The organism is Kitasatospora acidiphila (assembly GCF_006636205.1).
GTDB lineage: Bacteria > Actinomycetota > Actinomycetes > Streptomycetales > Streptomycetaceae > Kitasatospora > Kitasatospora acidiphila.
This window is the reverse complement of sequence record NZ_VIGB01000003.1, coordinates 7519035-7535931: the sequence shown is the minus strand read 5'-3', so window position 1 is coordinate 7535931 and position 16897 is coordinate 7519035. Positions and strand designations below refer to the sequence as shown.

Genomic DNA, 16897 nt, shown 5'->3' with positions numbered 1-16897 from the left:
CCGTCAGCGCCCGGCGCCGTCGACCACCGCCGCCCACTCGTCGAGCAGTGCCTGGGTGGCCTCGTCGTCCGGCCCCTCGGCCCAGAGATGGGTGACCGCCTCGGCCGGGTCGGGCAGCACCAGGGTCCACCGGCCGTCGGACTCGACGACCCGCACACCGTCCGTGGTGTCCAGGGTGCGGTTGCCCGCCGCCTCGACCACCGCGCGCATCACCTGGCCCTTGGCCGCCCACGGGGTGGCGACGTCCCGCCGCTGCATGTGGGCCTGCGGGATCCGGGCGTCGATCTGACTGAGCGTCAGTTGGGTCCGCGTCACCAGGCCGACCAGTCGGACGAAGGCCGCCGCGCCGTCCAGCACGCCGCTGAACTCCGGCACCACATAGCCGCCGCGCCCGTCGCCGCCGAAGATGGTGCCGTCAGCGGCCGCCGCCTTGGCCAGGTCGTCCGGCGAGGTGCTGGTCCAGCGCACCTGGGTGCCGTGGTAGGCCGCGACCTGCTCGGCGATCCTGGTAGTGGTCACCGGCAGCGCGACCTGCCCGGTGCGCCGCTCGGCGGCGACCAGGTCGAGCAGCACCAGCAGCGCGCGATCGTCCTCGATGACCCGGCCCAACTCGTCGACGAACGAGACCCGTTCGCCCACGGTGTCGAACCGCACCCCGAAGGCCGCACGCGACGAGGACACCAGCGCGCCCAGCCGGGCCAGCCCCGCGCGGCGCTCCTCGGCGTCCTCGGTCGGCCGGGCTTCGTCCAGCCCGCTGTTGACGCTCAGCGCCTCCACGCCGAGCCGGCCCAGGATGCTCGGCAGAACGAGCCCGGCGCTGCCGTGCGCGGTGTCGACCACCACCTTGATGCCGGCCTCCCGCACCCCGCGGGTGTCGATGGCCCGCAGCAGGCTGCCCGCGTAGGAGTCGAAGACGCTGGACGGGAAGGTGAGGTCACCGATCTCGCCCGGGAACGCCCGGCGGAACTCCTGGCGGGCGTAGACCCGGTCGAGCTTGCGCTGCCCGGCCTGCGAGAGGTCGGCGCCGCGCTCGTCGAAGAAGAGGATGTCCAGCGAGTCGGACACGCCAGGTGTGGTCCGCAGGAAGATCCCGCCCGCGCTGCCCCGCGCCGTGTGCACCCGGGCCACCGGCAGCGGCACGTTCTCCAAGTCCCGGACGTCGATCGCGCTGGTCTGCAGCGCCGAGATCATCGCTCGTTTGAGCGCACGGGCACCACGCGAGTGGTCACGCGCGATGGTGACGGTGGCACCCTTCTTCAACGTGGTTGCATAGGCACCGGCCAGCCGCACCGCCAGCTCCGGAGTGATCTCCACATTGATGATCCCGGAGACGCCTCGGGCGCCGAACAGGTGCTCCTGCCCGCGCGACTCCCAGATCACCGAGGTGTTGACGAAGGCGCCGGCCTCGATGGTCTTGAACGGGTAGACCCGGACCGCGCCGGCGATGATCGACTCCTCGCCGATCAGGCACTCGTCGCCGATCACCGCGCCGTCCTCGATCCGGGCCGCGCGCATCACATCGGTGTTCTTGCCGACCACACAGCCGCGCAGATTGGTCTGCGGCCCGACGTAGACGTTGTCGTGGATCACCGCCTTGTGCAGGAACGCACCGCGCTTGACGACCACGTTGCTGCCCAGCACGGTGTGCTCGCGCAGCTCCACGCCGGCCTCGACCTTGGCGTAGTCGCCGATGTAGAGCGGGCCGCGCAGGATCGCCTCCGGATCCACCTCGGCGCCCTCGGCCACCCAGACGCCCGGGGAGATCTCGAAGCCGTCCAGCTCGACGTCGACCTTGCCTTCCAGCACGTCGGCCTGGGCCTTGCCGTAGCTCTCGTGGGTGCCCACGTCCTCCCAGTAGCCCTCGGCGACGTAGCCGTAGACCGGCTTGCCCTCCTTGAGCAGCTGCGGGAAGACGTCACTCGACCAGTCCACCGAGGTGCCGGCCGCGACATAGTCGAAGACCTCCGGCTCCATCACATAGATGCCGGTGTTCACGGTGTCGGAGAAGACCTGACCCCACGTCGGCTTCTCCAGGAAGCGCTCCACCCGCCCGTCGTCGTCGACAATGGTGATTCCGAATTCCAGCGGATTGGGAACGCGCGTCAGACAGACCGTCACCAGAGCGCCCTTGCTCCGGTGGAAAGCGATCAGCTCGGTAAGATCAAAATCCGTCAGGGCATCTCCGGAGATCACCAGAAAGGAGTCGTCACGGAGAGCGTCCTCGGCGTTCTTGACACTGCCGGCGGTGCCGAGCGGAACCTCCTCGTTCGCATAGGTGAGGTTCATGCCGAGCTCCTCGCCATCACCGAAGTAGTTCTTCACCAGTGAGGCGAGGAACTGGACGGTGACCACGGTGTCGGTGAGGCCGTGCCGCTTGAGCAACCGAAGCACGTGCTCCATGATCGGGCGGTTGGCGACCGGTAGCAGCGGCTTCGGCATGCTCGAAGTCATCGGGCGGAGACGGGTTCCCTCGCCTCCTGCCATCACAACGGCTTTCATTGCGGGTGCGTCCTCCTTCACGGCAATGGACTCCTCATCCATCAAACCGTTCCAGGACACCTCTACCCGGCTGAAATCATCCGACTCGCGGATCCGCGCGAAAAGTCGGCCCGATTAGCCTCCCGGCTAGCCGCCCGTGACAGTTCCCTTGACGATCTGTCGCGTCTGCATCGCATAGAGGATCGCCGCCCACCAGTAGAGCACGGTGCCCCATCCGATGAAAGCCCAGCTGACCGCGGCGGCCGTGCTGTGGATCCACCCATGGCCCTGACCGAGCAGCAGAAGCGGAAAGGCGTACATCAGATTGAAGGTCGCCGCCTTGCCGAGAAAACTCACCTGCAGCGGACCGTATCCGTGCCGGTTGAGAATCGGCAGCAGCGCGCTGATGAACACGTCACGCGCCACCAGGATCGCGGTCAACCACCACGGCAGGATGCCGCGCCAGGTGAGGCCCAGCAGCGTCGAGAAGATGTAGAGCCGGTCGGCCAGCGGATCCAGCAGCTGTCCCAGCCGGCTGATCTGGCCCCAACGACGGGCGAGCTTGCCGTCCAGATAGTCGCTCACCCCGCTGAACGCCAGGATCAGCAGCGCCCAGCCGTCGTTCTTGGGCCCGCCGAACTCCGGCCAGAGAATGAGCCACAGGAACACCGGCACCCCGACCAGTCGGGCCATGCTCAGCATGTTCGGGATGGTGAGGACGCGGTCGGTCTGGACGCGCCTCTCCTGGACCTCCACCCGGGGGCCTCCTCTGTCCGTACGGCGACTTTCTGGGCCGACTTTACCCGGCCGTGCGAGTGAACGCGAAGAAGCCCCCACCGAGACCGTTGGCCCGGTGGGGGCTTCTTCTGAAGAATTGTTCGGCGGCGTCCTACTCTCCCACAGGGTCCCCCCTGCAGTACCATCGGCGCTGTAAGGCTTAGCTTCCGGGTTCGGAATGTAACCGGGCGTTTCCCTCACGCTATGACCACCGAAACACTATGAAACTATCGGCCGCACCACCGCCTCAAATGCGGTGGGGTCGTTGTTTCAGAACAACACAGTGGACGCGAGCAACTGAGGACAAGCCCTCGGCCTATTAGTACCGGTCAGCTCCACCCCTCACAGGGCTTCCACATCCGGCCTATCAACCCAGTCGTCTACTGGGAGCCTTACCCTCTCAAGGAGGTGGGAGTGCTCATCTCGAAGCAGGCTTCCCGCTTAGATGCTTTCAGCGGTTATCCCTCCCGAACGTAGCCAACCAGCCATGCCCTTGGCAGAACAACTGGCACACCAGAGGTTCGTCCGTCCCGGTCCTCTCGTACTAGGGACAGCCCTTCTCAACACTCCTACGCGCACAGCGGATAGGGACCGAACTGTCTCACGACGTTCTAAACCCAGCTCGCGTACCGCTTTAATGGGCGAACAGCCCAACCCTTGGGACCTACTCCAGCCCCAGGATGCGACGAGCCGACATCGAGGTGCCAAACCATCCCGTCGATATGGACTCTTGGGGAAGATCAGCCTGTTATCCCCGGGGTACCTTTTATCCGTTGAGCGACGGCGCTTCCACAAGCCACCGCCGGATCACTAGTCCCTGCTTTCGCACCTGCTCGACCCGTCGGTCTCACAGTCAAGCTCCCTTGTGCACTTACACTCAACACCTGATTGCCAACCAGGCTGAGGGAACCTTTGGGCGCCTCCGTTACCCTTTAGGAGGCAACCGCCCCAGTTAAACTACCCACCAGACACTGTCCCTGATCCGGATCACGGACCCAGGTTAGACATCCAGCACGACCAGAGTGGTATTTCAACGGCGACTCCACAACAACTGGCGTTGCTGCTTCACAGTCTCCCACCTATCCTACACAAGCCGAACCGAACACCAATATCAAGCTATAGTAAAGGTCCCGGGGTCTTTCCGTCCTGCTGCGCGAAACGAGCATCTTTACTCGTAATGCAATTTCACCGGGCCTATGGTTGAGACAGTCGAGAAGTCGTTACGCCATTCGTGCAGGTCGGAACTTACCCGACAAGGAATTTCGCTACCTTAGGATGGTTATAGTTACCACCGCCGTTTACTGGCGCTTAAGTTCTCAGCTTCGCCCCGACGAATCAGAGCTAACCGGTCCCCTTAACGTTCCAGCACCGGGCAGGCGTCAGTCCGTATACATCGCCTTACGGCTTCGCACGGACCTGTGTTTTTAGTAAACAGTCGCTTCTCGCTGGTCTCTGCGGCCACCCCCAGCTCAGGCAGCACGTGCCATCACCAGGAGGGGCCCCCTTCTCCCGAAGTTACGGGGGCATTTTGCCGAGTTCCTTAACCATAGTTCACCCGAACGCCTCGGTATTCTCTACCTGACCACCTGAGTCGGTTTGGGGTACGGGCCGCCATGAAACTCGCTAGAGGCTTTTCTCGACAGCATAGGATCATCCACTTCACCACAATCGGCTCGGCATCAGGTCTCAGACTATATGTGAGGCGGATTTGCCTACCCCACGTCCTACACCCTTACCCCGGGACAACCACCGCCCGGGCTGGACTACCTTCCTGCGTCACCCCATCGCTCAGCTACTACAGACTTGGGTCACCGGCTCCACCACTCCCCTTTGTCCGAAGACTCCGGGGCGGCTTCACGGGCTTAGCATCACCTGGTTCGCCGTTGGCGCTTCAAAGCGGGTACGGGAATATCAACCCGTTGTCCATCGACTACGCCTGTCGGCCTCGCCTTAGGTCCCGACTTACCCTGGGCAGATCAGCTTGACCCAGGAACCCTTGGTCAATCGGCGCAAGAGTTTCCCACTCTTGTATCGCTACTCATGCCTGCATTCTCACTCGTATACCGTCCACGACTCGATTCCTCGGCCGCTTCACCCGGCACACGACGCTCCCCTACCCATCCACAGCGCCGTTGGGCGTATTCTGTGAATGACACGACTTCGGTGGTGTACTTGAGCCCCGCTACATTGTCGGCGCGGAATCACTTGACCAGTGAGCTATTACGCACTCTTTCAAGGGTGGCTGCTTCTAAGCCAACCTCCTGGTTGTCTCTGCGACTCCACATCCTTTCCCACTTAGCACACGCTTAGGGACCTTAGTCGGTGTTCTGGGCTGTTTCCCTCTCGACCATGGAGCTTATCCCCCACAGTCTCACTGCCGCGCTCTCACTTACCGGCATTCGGAGTTTGGCTAAGGTCAGTAACCCGGTGAGGCCCATCGCCTATCCAGTGCTCTACCTCCGGCAAGAAACACGCGACGCTGCACCTAAATGCATTTCGGGGAGAACCAGCTATCACGGAGTTTGATTGGCCTTTCACCCCTAACCACAGGTCATCCCCCAGGTTTTCAACCCTGGTGGGTTCGGTCCTCCACACGGTCTTACCCGCGCTTCAACCTGCCCATGGCTAGATCACTCCGCTTCGGGTCTTGGGCATGCAACTGTATCGCCCTATTCGGACTCGCTTTCGCTACGGCTACCCCACACGGGTTAACCTCGCTACACACCGCAAACTCGCAGGCTCATTCTTCAAAAGGCACGCAGTCACGGCTGGCCGGCAAGCCGACCAACGACGCTCCCACGGCTTGTAGGCACACGGTTTCAGGTACTATTTCACTCCGCTCCCGCGGTACTTTTCACCATTCCCTCACGGTACTATCCGCTATCGGTCACCAGGGAATATTTAGGCTTAGCGGGTGGTCCCGCCAGATTCACACGGGATTTCTCGGGCCCCGTGCTACTTGGGTGTTCTTCAAGCGAGCCGTACAGATTTCGTCTACGGGGGTCTTACCCTCTACGCCGGACCTTTCGCATGTCCTTCGACTACCCATACGGTTTCTGACTCGCCGACCGGCCGGCAGACCGATCAAGAAAAATCCCACGACCCCTCAAGCGCAACCCCTGCCGGGTCTCACACGCTCAAGGTTTAGCCTCATCCGGTTTCGCTCGCCACTACTCCCGGAATCACGGTTGTTTTCTCTTCCTGCGGGTACTGAGATGTTTCACTTCCCCGCGTTCCCTCCACATACCCTATGTGTTCAGGTATGGGTGACAGCCCATGACGACTGCCGGGTTTCCCCATTCGGACACCCCCGGATCAAAGCTCGGTTGACAGCTCCCCGGGGCCTATCGCGGCCTCCCACGTCCTTCATCGGTTCCTGGTGCCAAGGCATCCACCGTGCGCCCTTAAAAACTTGGCCACAGATGCTCGCGTCCACTGTGCAGTTCTCAAACAACGACCAGACACCCACACTCAACACCCGCAACAGGGCATCTCGCATGAGACCGGCTCACCGAGGTTCCAGCCTTACGGCCGTTCCCTCAGGACCCAACAACGTGCCCGACACACCCGATCACTTGAACCCGTTCCACGCCGAAGCAGTACTAGGAGACAACCAACCCTGTGTGCCGAATAGTCAACGTTCCACCCATGAGCAACCGTGCGAGACATTCGCTCGCATCCGGCTATGTGCTCCTTAGAAAGGAGGTGATCCAGCCGCACCTTCCGGTACGGCTACCTTGTTACGACTTCGTCCCAATCGCTGGTCCCACCTTCGACGGCTCCCTCCCAAGGGTTAGGCCACCGGCTTCGGGTGTTACCGACTTTCGTGACGTGACGGGCGGTGTGTACAAGGCCCGGGAACGTATTCACCGCAGCATGCTGATCTGCGATTACTAGCAACTCCAACTTCATGGGGTCGAGTTGCAGACCCCAATCCGAACTGAGACCGGCTTTTTGGGATTCGCTCCACCTCACGGTATCGCAGCCCTTTGTACCGGCCATTGTAGCACGTGTGCAGCCCAAGACATAAGGGGCATGATGATTTGACGTCATCCCCACCTTCCTCCGAGTTGACCCCGGCAGTCTCCTGTGAGTCCCCATCACCCCGAAAGGCATGCTGGCAACACAGAACAAGGGTTGCGCTCGTTGCGGGACTTAACCCAACATCTCACGACACGAGCTGACGACAACCATGCACCACCTGTATACCGACCACAAGGGGGCGACTATCTCTAGCCGTTTCCGGTATATGTCAAGCCTTGGTAAGGTTCTTCGCGTTGCGTCGAATTAAGCCACATGCTCCGCTGCTTGTGCGGGCCCCCGTCAATTCCTTTGAGTTTTAGCCTTGCGGCCGTACTCCCCAGGCGGGGAACTTAATGCGTTAGCTGCGGCACCGACGACGTGGAATGTCGCCAACACCTAGTTCCCAACGTTTACGGCGTGGACTACCAGGGTATCTAATCCTGTTCGCTCCCCACGCTTTCGCTCCTCAGCGTCAGTAATGGCCCAGAGATCCGCCTTCGCCACCGGTGTTCCTCCTGATATCTGCGCATTTCACCGCTACACCAGGAATTCCGATCTCCCCTACCACACTCTAGCCTGCCCGTATCGAATGCAGACCCGGGGTTAAGCCCCGGGCTTTCACATCCGACGCGACAGGCCGCCTACGAGCTCTTTACGCCCAATAATTCCGGACAACGCTCGCACCCTACGTATTACCGCGGCTGCTGGCACGTAGTTAGCCGGTGCTTCTTCTGCAGGTACCGTCACTTGCGCTTCTTCCCTGCTGAAAGAGGTTTACAACCCGAAGGCCGTCATCCCTCACGCGGCGTCGCTGCATCAGGCTTTCGCCCATTGTGCAATATTCCCCACTGCTGCCTCCCGTAGGAGTCTGGGCCGTGTCTCAGTCCCAGTGTGGCCGGTCGCCCTCTCAGGCCGGCTACCCGTCGTCGCCTTGGTAGGCCATTACCCCACCAACAAGCTGATAGGCCGCGGGCTCATCCTGCACCGCCGGAGCTTTCCACCCGGAGCCATGCGGCTCCAGGTCATATCCGGTATTAGACCCCGTTTCCAGGGCTTGTCCCAGAGTGCAGGGCAGATTGCCCACGTGTTACTCACCCGTTCGCCACTGATCCACCCCGAAGGGCTTCACCGTTCGACTTGCATGTGTTAAGCACGCCGCCAGCGTTCGTCCTGAGCCAGGATCAAACTCTCCGTGAATGTATACTCGGCCATGCTTAATTAAAAGCGGCCGGTCGACACTCGCGCAGAGCGGCACAGCAACCACCGGAATAGGGCGGCCCCGTGCACTGCGTCCTCGCTAGTGTTTATTTCAAAAGGAATCTCCAACCCCGATCCGGAAGGATCAAGGCCGGGGATGTCAACATATCTGGCGTTGACTTTTGGCACGCTGTTGAGTTCTCAAGGAACGGACGCTTCCTTCGAATTCGCTTCCGCGTTTTCTCCGGGCATTCGTTTCATTAGGCACTGCGTTCTTTCGTGTTTCGAGCTTATCAGATGAGATTCAGTCCGATTTCACCGGACATTCACTCAGCTGTGTCGCTGGATTCACCTTCGCCTCGCGGCGACCCGAGTAACGATAGCCGCTCCGCGCCGGAGTGCCTAATCGAGCATCGTGCGCACCCGGCGGCCGGGCCGCCAGCACCGCACGGTCCGACGCGCCGGGGCGATCGTCGAGCTCACTCGGATGCCGTAGAGTGCGGCGCGTCGAGCAAGAGGACTAGACCACTTGAGCCGCTCAGGGCCCTGACCGGCCCGGGATCGGAGCGTCGGCCGTCGTGGAGTGATCGCGCGCGGGCGCCTCGATCGAGTCGGCTCATGGCCCGTTCCGTGGCCATATGTCCGAACTTGGCGTGATTTAGGCTTCAATCGGCATACCCCCAGCCGCTGCTAGCGGCCGCACGCTGTACCCCGCACCTGGGAGGCTCCACCATGACCACTGTGACGTCGCCGCTCACCGGCCGCGCCGTTGGACTCGCCAACGTGCCCGACCCCGTCTTCTCCGGCGCCATGGTCGGACCCGGCACCGCCATCGACCCGGTGCGCGAACCCACCACGGCGGTTGCCCCGGTGGACGGTCTGGTCGTCTCCATGCACCCGCACGCGTTCGTGGTGATGGACGCCGACGGGCGCGGCGTGCTGACCCACCTCGGCATCGACACCGTGCAGCTCAACGGTGAGGGCTTCGAACTGCTGGTCAGCAAGGGCGACCAGGTGAAGCGCGGTCAGCCGGTGGTCAGGTGGAACCCGGCCGAGGTGGAGGCCAAGGGAAAGTCGCCGATCTCCCCGATCGTGGCCCTGGAGGCCTCCGCCGAGGCGCTCAGCGCGGTCGCGGAGACCGGCGAGGTGGCCAGCGGCGGCGAGCTCTTCACCTGGAACTGACAACCCCGACCGAGCAATTGGCCGGACAGTGCCCCACCCGCCGTGCTTCGGTTGGGCGGGGCAGCAGTGCCGGGTGGAGAGGAATGAAGGACATGCAGAAGACGCTGCGCGGTGTGGGTGTCAGCCACGGGGTCGCGATCGGCCAGGTGCGCCACATGGGCACGGCCGTGCTGGAGCCGACGGCCGTTCAGATCCCCGCTGAGGAGGCCGAGCGCGAGCAGGCCCGCGCCCGGCAGGCCGTCGACGCGGTGGCCGCCGACCTGATCGCCCGGGGCAACCTGGCCGGCGGCGAGGCGCAGGCGGTGCTGGAGGCCCAGGCGCTCATGGCCCAGGACCCGGAGCTGGCGGCCGATGTGGCGCGCCGGATCGTGGTGGGCAGCAGTGCCGAGCGCGCCGTCTACGACGCCTTCGCCGCCTACCGGGCGCTGCTGGCCTCGGCCGGCGAGTACCTGGCCGGCCGGGTCGCCGACCTGGACGACGTGCGCAACCGGATCGTGGCCCGGCTGATGGGTGTGCCGATGCCGGGCGTGCCGGACAGCGACGAGCCGTATGTGCTGCTGGCCCGCGACCTGGCGCCCGCCGACACCGCGCTGCTCGACCCGGCGCTGGTGCTCGGCTTCGTCACCGAGGAGGGCGGGCCGACCAGTCACTCGGCGATCCTGGCCCGGGCCATGGGTGTGCCGGCCGTCGTCGCGCTGCCCGGGGCGACCGAGCTGGCGGAGGGCACCACGGTGGCGGTGGACGGCAGCAGCGGTGAGGTGCTGGTCGAGCCGAGCGCCGAGCAGCAGCAGGAGCTGCGCCGGGTGGCGGCCGAGCGCAAGGCGGCGCTGGCTGGCTCGTCCGGTCCGGGCCGCACCTCGGACGGCCACCTGGTGCCGCTGCTGGCCAACGTCGGCGGCCCGGCGGACGTGCCGGCGGCGGTGGCCGCGGGCGCCGAGGGCGTCGGGCTGTTCCGCACCGAGTTCCTCTTCCTGGACGACTCCGCGAAGGCGCCGAGCGAGGACACCCAGCTGGCCGCCTACCGCCAGGTGCTGGAGGCGTTCCCGGAGGGCCGCGTGGTGGTGCGGGTGCTGGACGCCGGCGCGGACAAGCCGCTGGACTTCCTGACCCCGGCCGACGAGCCCAACCCCGCGCTGGGCGTGCGCGGCCTGCGTACCCTGCTCGATCACCCCGAGGTGCTGGCGACCCAGCTGCGCGCCCTGGCCCGGGCCGCCGAGGGGCTGCCGGTGCACCTTGAGGTGATGGCGCCGATGGTGGCCGACCGGGCTGATGCCCGGGCGTTCGCCGATGCCTGCCGGGAGGCCGGGCTGCACGCGAAGTTCGGCGCGATGGTGGAGATCCCGTCGGCCGCGCTGCGGGCCCGGTCGATCCTGGCGGAGGTCGAGTTCCTCTCGCTGGGCACCAATGACCTCGCCCAGTACACCTTCGCGGCGGACCGCCAGGTGGGTGCGCTGGCCCGGCTGCAGGACCCGTGGCAGCCGGCGCTGCTCGACCTGGTGGCGGCCGCGGCGGAGGCCGCACGGGCAGCCGGAAAGAGCTGCGGGGTGTGCGGTGAGGCGGCGTCCGATCCGCTGCTGGCCTGTGTGCTGGCCGGACTCGGCGTGACCAGCCTGTCGATGGGGTCCGCGTCGATCCCGTATGTGCGCGCCATGCTGGCGAAGTTCACGCTGGACCAGTGCCGGCGGGCTGCCGAGGCGGCCCGGGCGGCGGACAGCGCCGAGGGTGCGCGGGCGGCCGCGCAGCAGGTGCTGTCGGGCGAGTGAGCTGAACGGGTGAGGGCCCCGCCGCGGCGGGGCCCTCAGTCGTTGTCAGGAGCGGCGCTGCTGCCCCAGCTGCTCGAAGAAGCGCAGGTGGTCGAGGTTGTCGACGGAGCCGGGGTTGACGGCCTTGGCCAGCGGGGTGCCGCTGAGCAGGCGCTTGACCGGTACCTCGATCCGCTTGCCGGTGAGGGTGTGCGGCAGGCCCTCGACGGCGATCACCTCGTCCGGCACATGGCGCGGGGAGAGCTGCTCGCGCAGGGCGGTGCGGATCCGGCCGCGCAGGTCGTCGTCGAGCACGGCGCCGGGCGCCAGCACCACGAAGAGCGGCATCCAGTAGCCGCCGTTCTCCTCCTCCAGGCCGATCACCAGGGATTCGGCGATCTCGGGCAGGCGCTCCACCACCTCGTAGATGTCGGAGGAGCCCATCCGCACGCCCTGGCGGTTGAGGGTGGAGTCGGAGCGGCCGTGGATCACCACGGTGCCCCGGGAGGTGACGGTGATCCAGTCGCCGTGCCGCCAGATTCCGGGGTAGGTGTCGAAGTAACTGTCGTGGTAGCGGCTGCCGTTGGGGTCGTTCCAGAAGCCGGTGGGCATCGAGGGCAGCGGCTTGGTGACGACCAGTTCGCCGACCTCGTCGGTGTGCGGCTTGCCGGCCGCGTCCCAGGACTCGACGGCCGCGCCCAGGCAGGGGGCCTGGATCTCGCCGAGGTAGACCGGGAGGGTGGGGACGCCGCCGACGAAGCAGCTGCAGACGTCGGTGCCGCCGCTGACCGAGGCGAGCCAGACGTCCGGCTTCACCTCGTCGTAGACCCAGCGGAAGCCGTCCGGCGGCAGCGGGGAGCCGGTGGTGCCGATGCAGCGGACCGCGCTCAGGTCGAGGTCGCGGCCGGGGTGCAGCTCGGCCTTGCGGCTGGCGATCACATAGGCGGCGGAGGTGCCGAGCACGGTGGCGCCGGTGCGAGCGGCCACCTCCCAGAGCGCGCCGGTGGTGGGGTGCCCGGGGCTGCCGTCGTAGGTGACGATGGTGGACCCGACCAGCAGGCCGGCGACCAGGAAGTTCCACATCATCCAGCCGGTCGAGGTGTACCAGAAGAACCGGTCCTCGGGCCGAGGTCGAGGTGGAGCGCGGCCTGCTTGAGGTGCTCGACCAGGATGCCGCCCTGGCTCTGCACGATGGCCTTGGGCAGGCCGGTGGTGCCGGAGGAGTACAGCACCCAGAGCGGCTGCTCGAACGGCACCTGGGCGAACTTGGGCTCGGCGTCGCCCGCGGTGGCGTCCTGCCACTCGACGGCGCCTTCGGGCGCGTCGGTGCCCAGCAGCGGAACGTGGATGAAGGTGCGGACGGAGGGGAGTTCGCGGCGCAGTTCGGCGACCACGGCGCCGCGGTCGTGGTTCTTGCCGCCGTAGTGGTAGCCGTCGACGGCGAGCAGGGCGACGGGCGCGAGCTGCTGGAAGCGGTCGAGCACGCTGCGGGCGCCGAAGTCGGGGGCGCAGGAGGTCCAGACGGCGCCGATCGAGGCGGTGGCCAGCAGGGCGACCACGGCCTGCGGGATGTTCGGCAGGTAGCCGGCCACCCGGTCGCCGGGCTCGACGCCCTGTGCACGCAGGGTGGCGGCCAAGGCGGCGGTCTGGCGGCGCAGTTCGGCCCAGCTGACGGCGAGCGGCTCGGTGCGGGTCTCGTCCAGGTGCAGGATGGCGGGCCGGTCGGCGTGGGCACCCCTCTCACCATTAGGCCCAGTCTCGCCGAAGCGCAGGGCGTGCTCGGCGTAGTTGAGGCGGGCGCCGGGGAACCAGTGGGCGCCGGGCATGGTGGCGTCGGGGAGCACGGCGGTGGGCGGGGTGCTGAGCCGGACGTCGAAGTACTCGGTGACGGCGGTCCAGAAGCGCTCCAGGTCCTCGGTGGACCAGGCGTGCAGGTCGGCGTAGCGGGTGGCGGCGGTGGCGTCGTCCGGTGCGGGGGCCAGCGGCGCGGCCGGGGCGCCGTGGGTGGTGGCGGCCCACTGCTGGAAGGCGACCAGCCGGGTGGCGGCGGCCTGGGCGGGGTCCGGGCGCCAGAGCGGTTCGGTGGGGTCGGTGCCCTTGGGTGCGGTGCTCACGGTGTGGTCTCCCGGCCGGAGGGTGCGCGGGAACATCGCTCGTGGCGCGGCCCGCGACGCTGCGTGCTGACGGTGCAGACCATGCCATGTGATCGTCGGCTCGCCAAGGGGGTGCCGACGGCCCGTCGGCGATTGTGGTGGATCACTCCATATCGCCGGGCGCACACCATGGTGATCTTCATTACTCTGACAACATGTCGAATCACGCTCGGGGCAGCGGGCCCGGCTCGCGGAGCTGCTGACGGCGGCCGGCCCGGACTCCCCCACGCTCTGCGGCGGCTGGCTGACCCGCGACCTGGCGGCGCACCTGGTGATGCGCGAGGCCCGTCCGGACGCGGCGACGGGGATCGTGCTGCCGGCGCTGGCGGGGCACACCGAGCGGGTGCAGGCGCGGTACGCGGCGCTGCCGTACGAGGAGTTGCTGCGCCGGTTCCGCGAGGGCCCGCCGCGCTGGTCGGCGTTCGCGCTGCCGGGGGCGGACGAGGCGGCGAACACGGTGGAGTACTTCGTGCACGCGGAGGATGTGCGGCGGGCTTCCGGCGCACCGGCACAGCCGCTGCCACTCGACCCCGCCTTGGATGAACTGCTGTGGCAGCGGCTTGGGTTGACGGTCCGCATGGAGCTGAACCGGCGCACCCCGGTGCGGCTGGTGCTGTCGCTGCCGGACGGGCGGAACGTGGTGGCCGGCCAGAAGCTGGTGGGCACGGTGCGGGTGGTGGGCGAGCCGGGCGAGCTGCTGCTGTTCGCGTTCGGGCGGGGTGCGCGGGCGCGGGTGGCGGTGAGCGGGCCGCCGGACGAAGTCGCGCTGCTGCGGGGAAGGTGGGGCTGCCCGCGGTCAGCCCTTGAGGTACCGGTCGTACTCCCCCGCGAACCAGGCGGTGGAGACCTTGGTGTGGAAGGGGAAGGCCAGCGGGATCGGGGTGTCGATGAGCTGCCAGCCCTCGGTCTCGTCGGTGGGGACGGACGGGGGCAGCGCGGCGAGGTCCTGGGCGGGGAGCAGGGCGAACAGGCAGAGGAAGCCGCCGCGGCTGTCGGAGGCGGTGTCGACCAGGGTGACCTGTGCGGCGTCGGCGAGGATGCCGGTCTCCTCGCGCAGTTCGCGGACGGCGGCCTGCTGCCAGCTCTCCCCATAGTCGACGTAGCCGCCGGGGAGGGCGAGCTCGCCGTAGCCGGGCTCGATGGTGCGGCGGATGACCACCAGGCTCTGGCCGCCGTCGGGGCGGTTGACCGGGAGCAGGGCGACGGTGACCGGGAGGGGGTTGCGGTAGCTGATCTCGCCGCAGCCGGGGCAGGTGCGCGGCCAGCCGTGGGTGTCGGCCGAGTAGGCGGTGCCGCACCAGTGGCAGTGCCTGCCCGGGCCGAAGGTCGCGGGTCGGGTGGCAGCCTGGTCAGTGGTCATGGGGTGGATGGTAGTAGGAGGTGACGGCCTTGGCCGAGGGCTTTGCGGCGGCGCTGGCGGCTGGGCCGCTGGTGCTGGACGGTGGGCTGTCCAACCAGCTGGCGGCGGTCGGACACGATCTGGCGGACGAGCTGTGGTCGGCGCGGCTGCTCGCGGACGCGCCGGAGGCGGTCACCGCCGCTCACCGCGCGTATCTGGATGCGGGCGCGCAGGTGCTGATCACGGCCGGCTACCAGGCGAGCTTCGAGGGGTTCGCCCGGCGCGGGATCGGGCGGGCGGAAGCGGCGCGGCTGCTGGCGTCGAGCGTGGCGCTGGCGCGGGCATCCGGGGGTTCCCCCGGCCGAAGGCTGGGGGAGGGCGCGCCGTGGGTGGCGGCCTCGGTGGGGCCGTACGGCGCGGTGCTGGCGGACGGTTCGGAGTACCGGGGCGGTACGGGCTGACCGTGGACGAGCTGGAGCGGTTCCACCGGCCGCGGTTGGAGGTGCTGGCGGCGGCCGGCCCGGACGTGCTGGCGCTGGAGACGGTGCCGGACGCGCTGGAGGCCCGGGCGCTGCTGCGGGCCGTCAGGGGTCTGGGGGTGCCGGCCTGGCTGAGCTACACGGTGGCCGGCGGGCGGACCCGGGCCGGGCAGCCGCTGGCGGAGGCGTTCGCACTGGCGGCCGAGGTGCCGGAGGTGGTCGCGGTCGGGGTGAACTGCTGTGCGCCGCGGGAGGTGGCCGGGGCGGTGCGGGTGGCGGCGGCGGTGACCGGCAAGCCGGTGGTGGCGTACCCCAACAGCGGGGAGCGGTGGGAGGCGGACGGCTGGCGGGGCGCCGCCGAGGGGCCGTCGCGCTTCGCGGCCGGCTGGCTGGCGGACGGGGCGCGGCTGGTCGGGGGCTGCTGCCGGGTGGGTCCGGAGCAGATCGCCGAGCTGGCGGCGGTGGTGGCGGAGTATCGCGCTACGGGCGGGTAGCCGGTGGCGGAACGGCCGAGAACGGGTGGGCGACGTGCATCTTCACCACTGCGCCTGGCAGACTCGGGACGATATCCCCGTAGTCGACATGACCACGAACCGTGCGACATTGTCGAATGCGTGCCAGTCTTGTCAGTGGAGGTCCCTCATGCCCGGCCCGATCCAGTCGCTCTCCCGGGCCGCCGCGATCATGCGCCTGCTGGCCGGCGGTGAGCGTCGCCTCGGCCTCTCCGAGGTGGCCACCTCGCTCGACCTGGCCAAGGGCACCGCGCACGGCATCCTGCGCACCCTGCAGCTGGAGGGCTTCGTCGAGCAGGACCCGGAGAGCGGCAAGTACCAGCTGGGCGCCGAGCTGCTGCGCCTGGGCCAGAGCTACCTGGACGTCCATGAGCTGCGGGCGCGTGCCCTGGTCTGGGCGGACGACCTGGCCCGGGCGGCCGGCGAGACGGTCTACCTGGGGGTGCTGCACCAGCACGGGGTGCTGATCGTGCACCACGTCTTCCGGCCCGACGACACCCGCCAGGTGCTGGAGGTCGGCTCGATGCAGCCGCTGCACAGCACCGCGCTGGGCAAGGTGCTGCTGGCCTACGACCCGGTGGCCCGGGGCGAGTTGGGCGACGGCCCGCTGGAGGCCTTCACGCCGCGCACCCTGACCGATGTCGAGGATGTCGACGCCGAGTGCGCGCTGATCCGCGAGCGCGGCTGGGCGGACGCCATCGAGGAGACCTGGGAGGGGGTGGCCTCGATCGGCGCGCTGATCCAGGACCGCCGCCGCAACCCGGTCGGCGCGGTCTGCGTCAACGGCGCGGTGGAGCGGGTCTGCGAGAACGGTTTCGTGCGGCCGGAGTTGGTCGCCTCGGTACGTGACGCAGCCCGGGCGATCTCCCGGGATCTGGGCGCCAACCGCTTCTGAACCACCCCGCGAGGGGCATGCCGGATGGTGGGCAGCAGTGCTGTCCGCCATCCGGTGTTTTGTCCCTGTTTGCGCCCTCCTGCTCGCCGGCCTCGCCAACCATCCCCCGGGGCCCGGCGA

At 67.4% G+C, this 16897-nt stretch carries 6 protein-coding genes, 3 rRNA genes and 3 pseudogenes; 5 read left to right on the top strand and 7 right to left on the bottom strand.

Features of this window, described 5'->3' with window-relative positions; genetic code table 11:
• Nucleotides 1-3: 3 nt before the first annotated feature.
• The 5 genes from E6W39_RS35525 to E6W39_RS35505 form a co-directional block, all read right to left on the bottom strand.
• The gene (locus E6W39_RS35525) at nt 4-2499 is read right to left on the bottom strand and encodes a sugar phosphate nucleotidyltransferase (RefSeq protein ID WP_141636953.1); all 2496 of its coding nucleotides are present in this window, start codon (nt 2497-2499) and stop codon (nt 4-6) included.
• 126 nt (nt 2500-2625) lie between these two features.
• Complete coding sequence (locus tag E6W39_RS35520; RefSeq protein WP_101379090.1) at nt 2626-3234, bottom strand: CDP-alcohol phosphatidyltransferase family protein; 609 nt, start codon at nt 3232-3234, stop codon at nt 2626-2628.
• A gap of 120 nt (nt 3235-3354) precedes the next feature.
• Nucleotides 3355-3471: ribosomal RNA gene (rrf, locus tag E6W39_RS35515) — 5S ribosomal RNA — on the bottom strand.
• Between the two features lie 83 nt (nt 3472-3554).
• A 23S ribosomal RNA gene (locus tag E6W39_RS35510) occupies nt 3555-6673 on the bottom strand.
• A 280-nt stretch (nt 6674-6953) separates the two neighbouring features.
• Nucleotides 6954-8475: ribosomal RNA gene (locus tag E6W39_RS35505) — 16S ribosomal RNA — on the bottom strand.
• The 16S, 23S and 5S rRNA genes sit together here, the layout of an rRNA operon.
• 732 nt (nt 8476-9207) lie before the next feature.
• Between E6W39_RS35505 and E6W39_RS35500 the strand changes: the two genes are divergently transcribed.
• Both E6W39_RS35500 and ptsP read left to right on the top strand, forming a co-directional pair.
• Complete coding sequence (locus E6W39_RS35500; RefSeq protein WP_101379092.1) at nt 9208-9657, top strand: PTS sugar transporter subunit IIA; 450 nt, start codon at nt 9208-9210, stop codon at nt 9655-9657.
• Nucleotides 9658-9749: 92 nt separating this feature from the next.
• The gene (ptsP, locus tag E6W39_RS35495) at nt 9750-11420 is read left to right on the top strand and encodes a phosphoenolpyruvate--protein phosphotransferase (protein ID WP_141638148.1); all 1671 of its coding nucleotides are present in this window, start codon (nt 9750-9752) and stop codon (nt 11418-11420) included.
• Nucleotides 11421-11465: 45 nt separating this feature from the next.
• On the opposite strand, the pseudogene E6W39_RS35490 reads toward ptsP, so the two are convergent.
• Nucleotides 11466-13549: pseudogene (locus E6W39_RS35490) on the bottom strand (acetoacetate--CoA ligase).
• Between the two features lie 199 nt (nt 13550-13748).
• Between E6W39_RS35490 and E6W39_RS35485 the strand changes: the two are divergent.
• Nucleotides 13749-14261: pseudogene (locus E6W39_RS35485) on the top strand (TIGR03085 family metal-binding protein); the annotation flags it as partial.
• An 87-nt stretch (nt 14262-14348) separates the two neighbouring features.
• Here E6W39_RS35485 and E6W39_RS35480 read toward each other — a convergent pair.
• Complete coding sequence (locus tag E6W39_RS35480; protein ID WP_141636952.1) at nt 14349-14912, bottom strand: NUDIX domain-containing protein; 564 nt, start codon at nt 14910-14912, stop codon at nt 14349-14351.
• 29 nt (nt 14913-14941) lie between these two features.
• On the opposite strand from E6W39_RS35480, the pseudogene mmuM reads away from it, so the two are divergent.
• A pseudogene (mmuM, locus tag E6W39_RS35475) lies at nt 14942-15864 on the top strand (homocysteine S-methyltransferase).
• Between the two features lie 148 nt (nt 15865-16012).
• Nucleotides 16013-16777: an IclR family transcriptional regulator gene (locus E6W39_RS35470; protein ID WP_101379096.1), complete on the top strand. Its 765-nt coding sequence runs from the start codon at nt 16013-16015 to the stop codon at nt 16775-16777.
• Nucleotides 16778-16897: the final 120 nt, after the last annotated feature.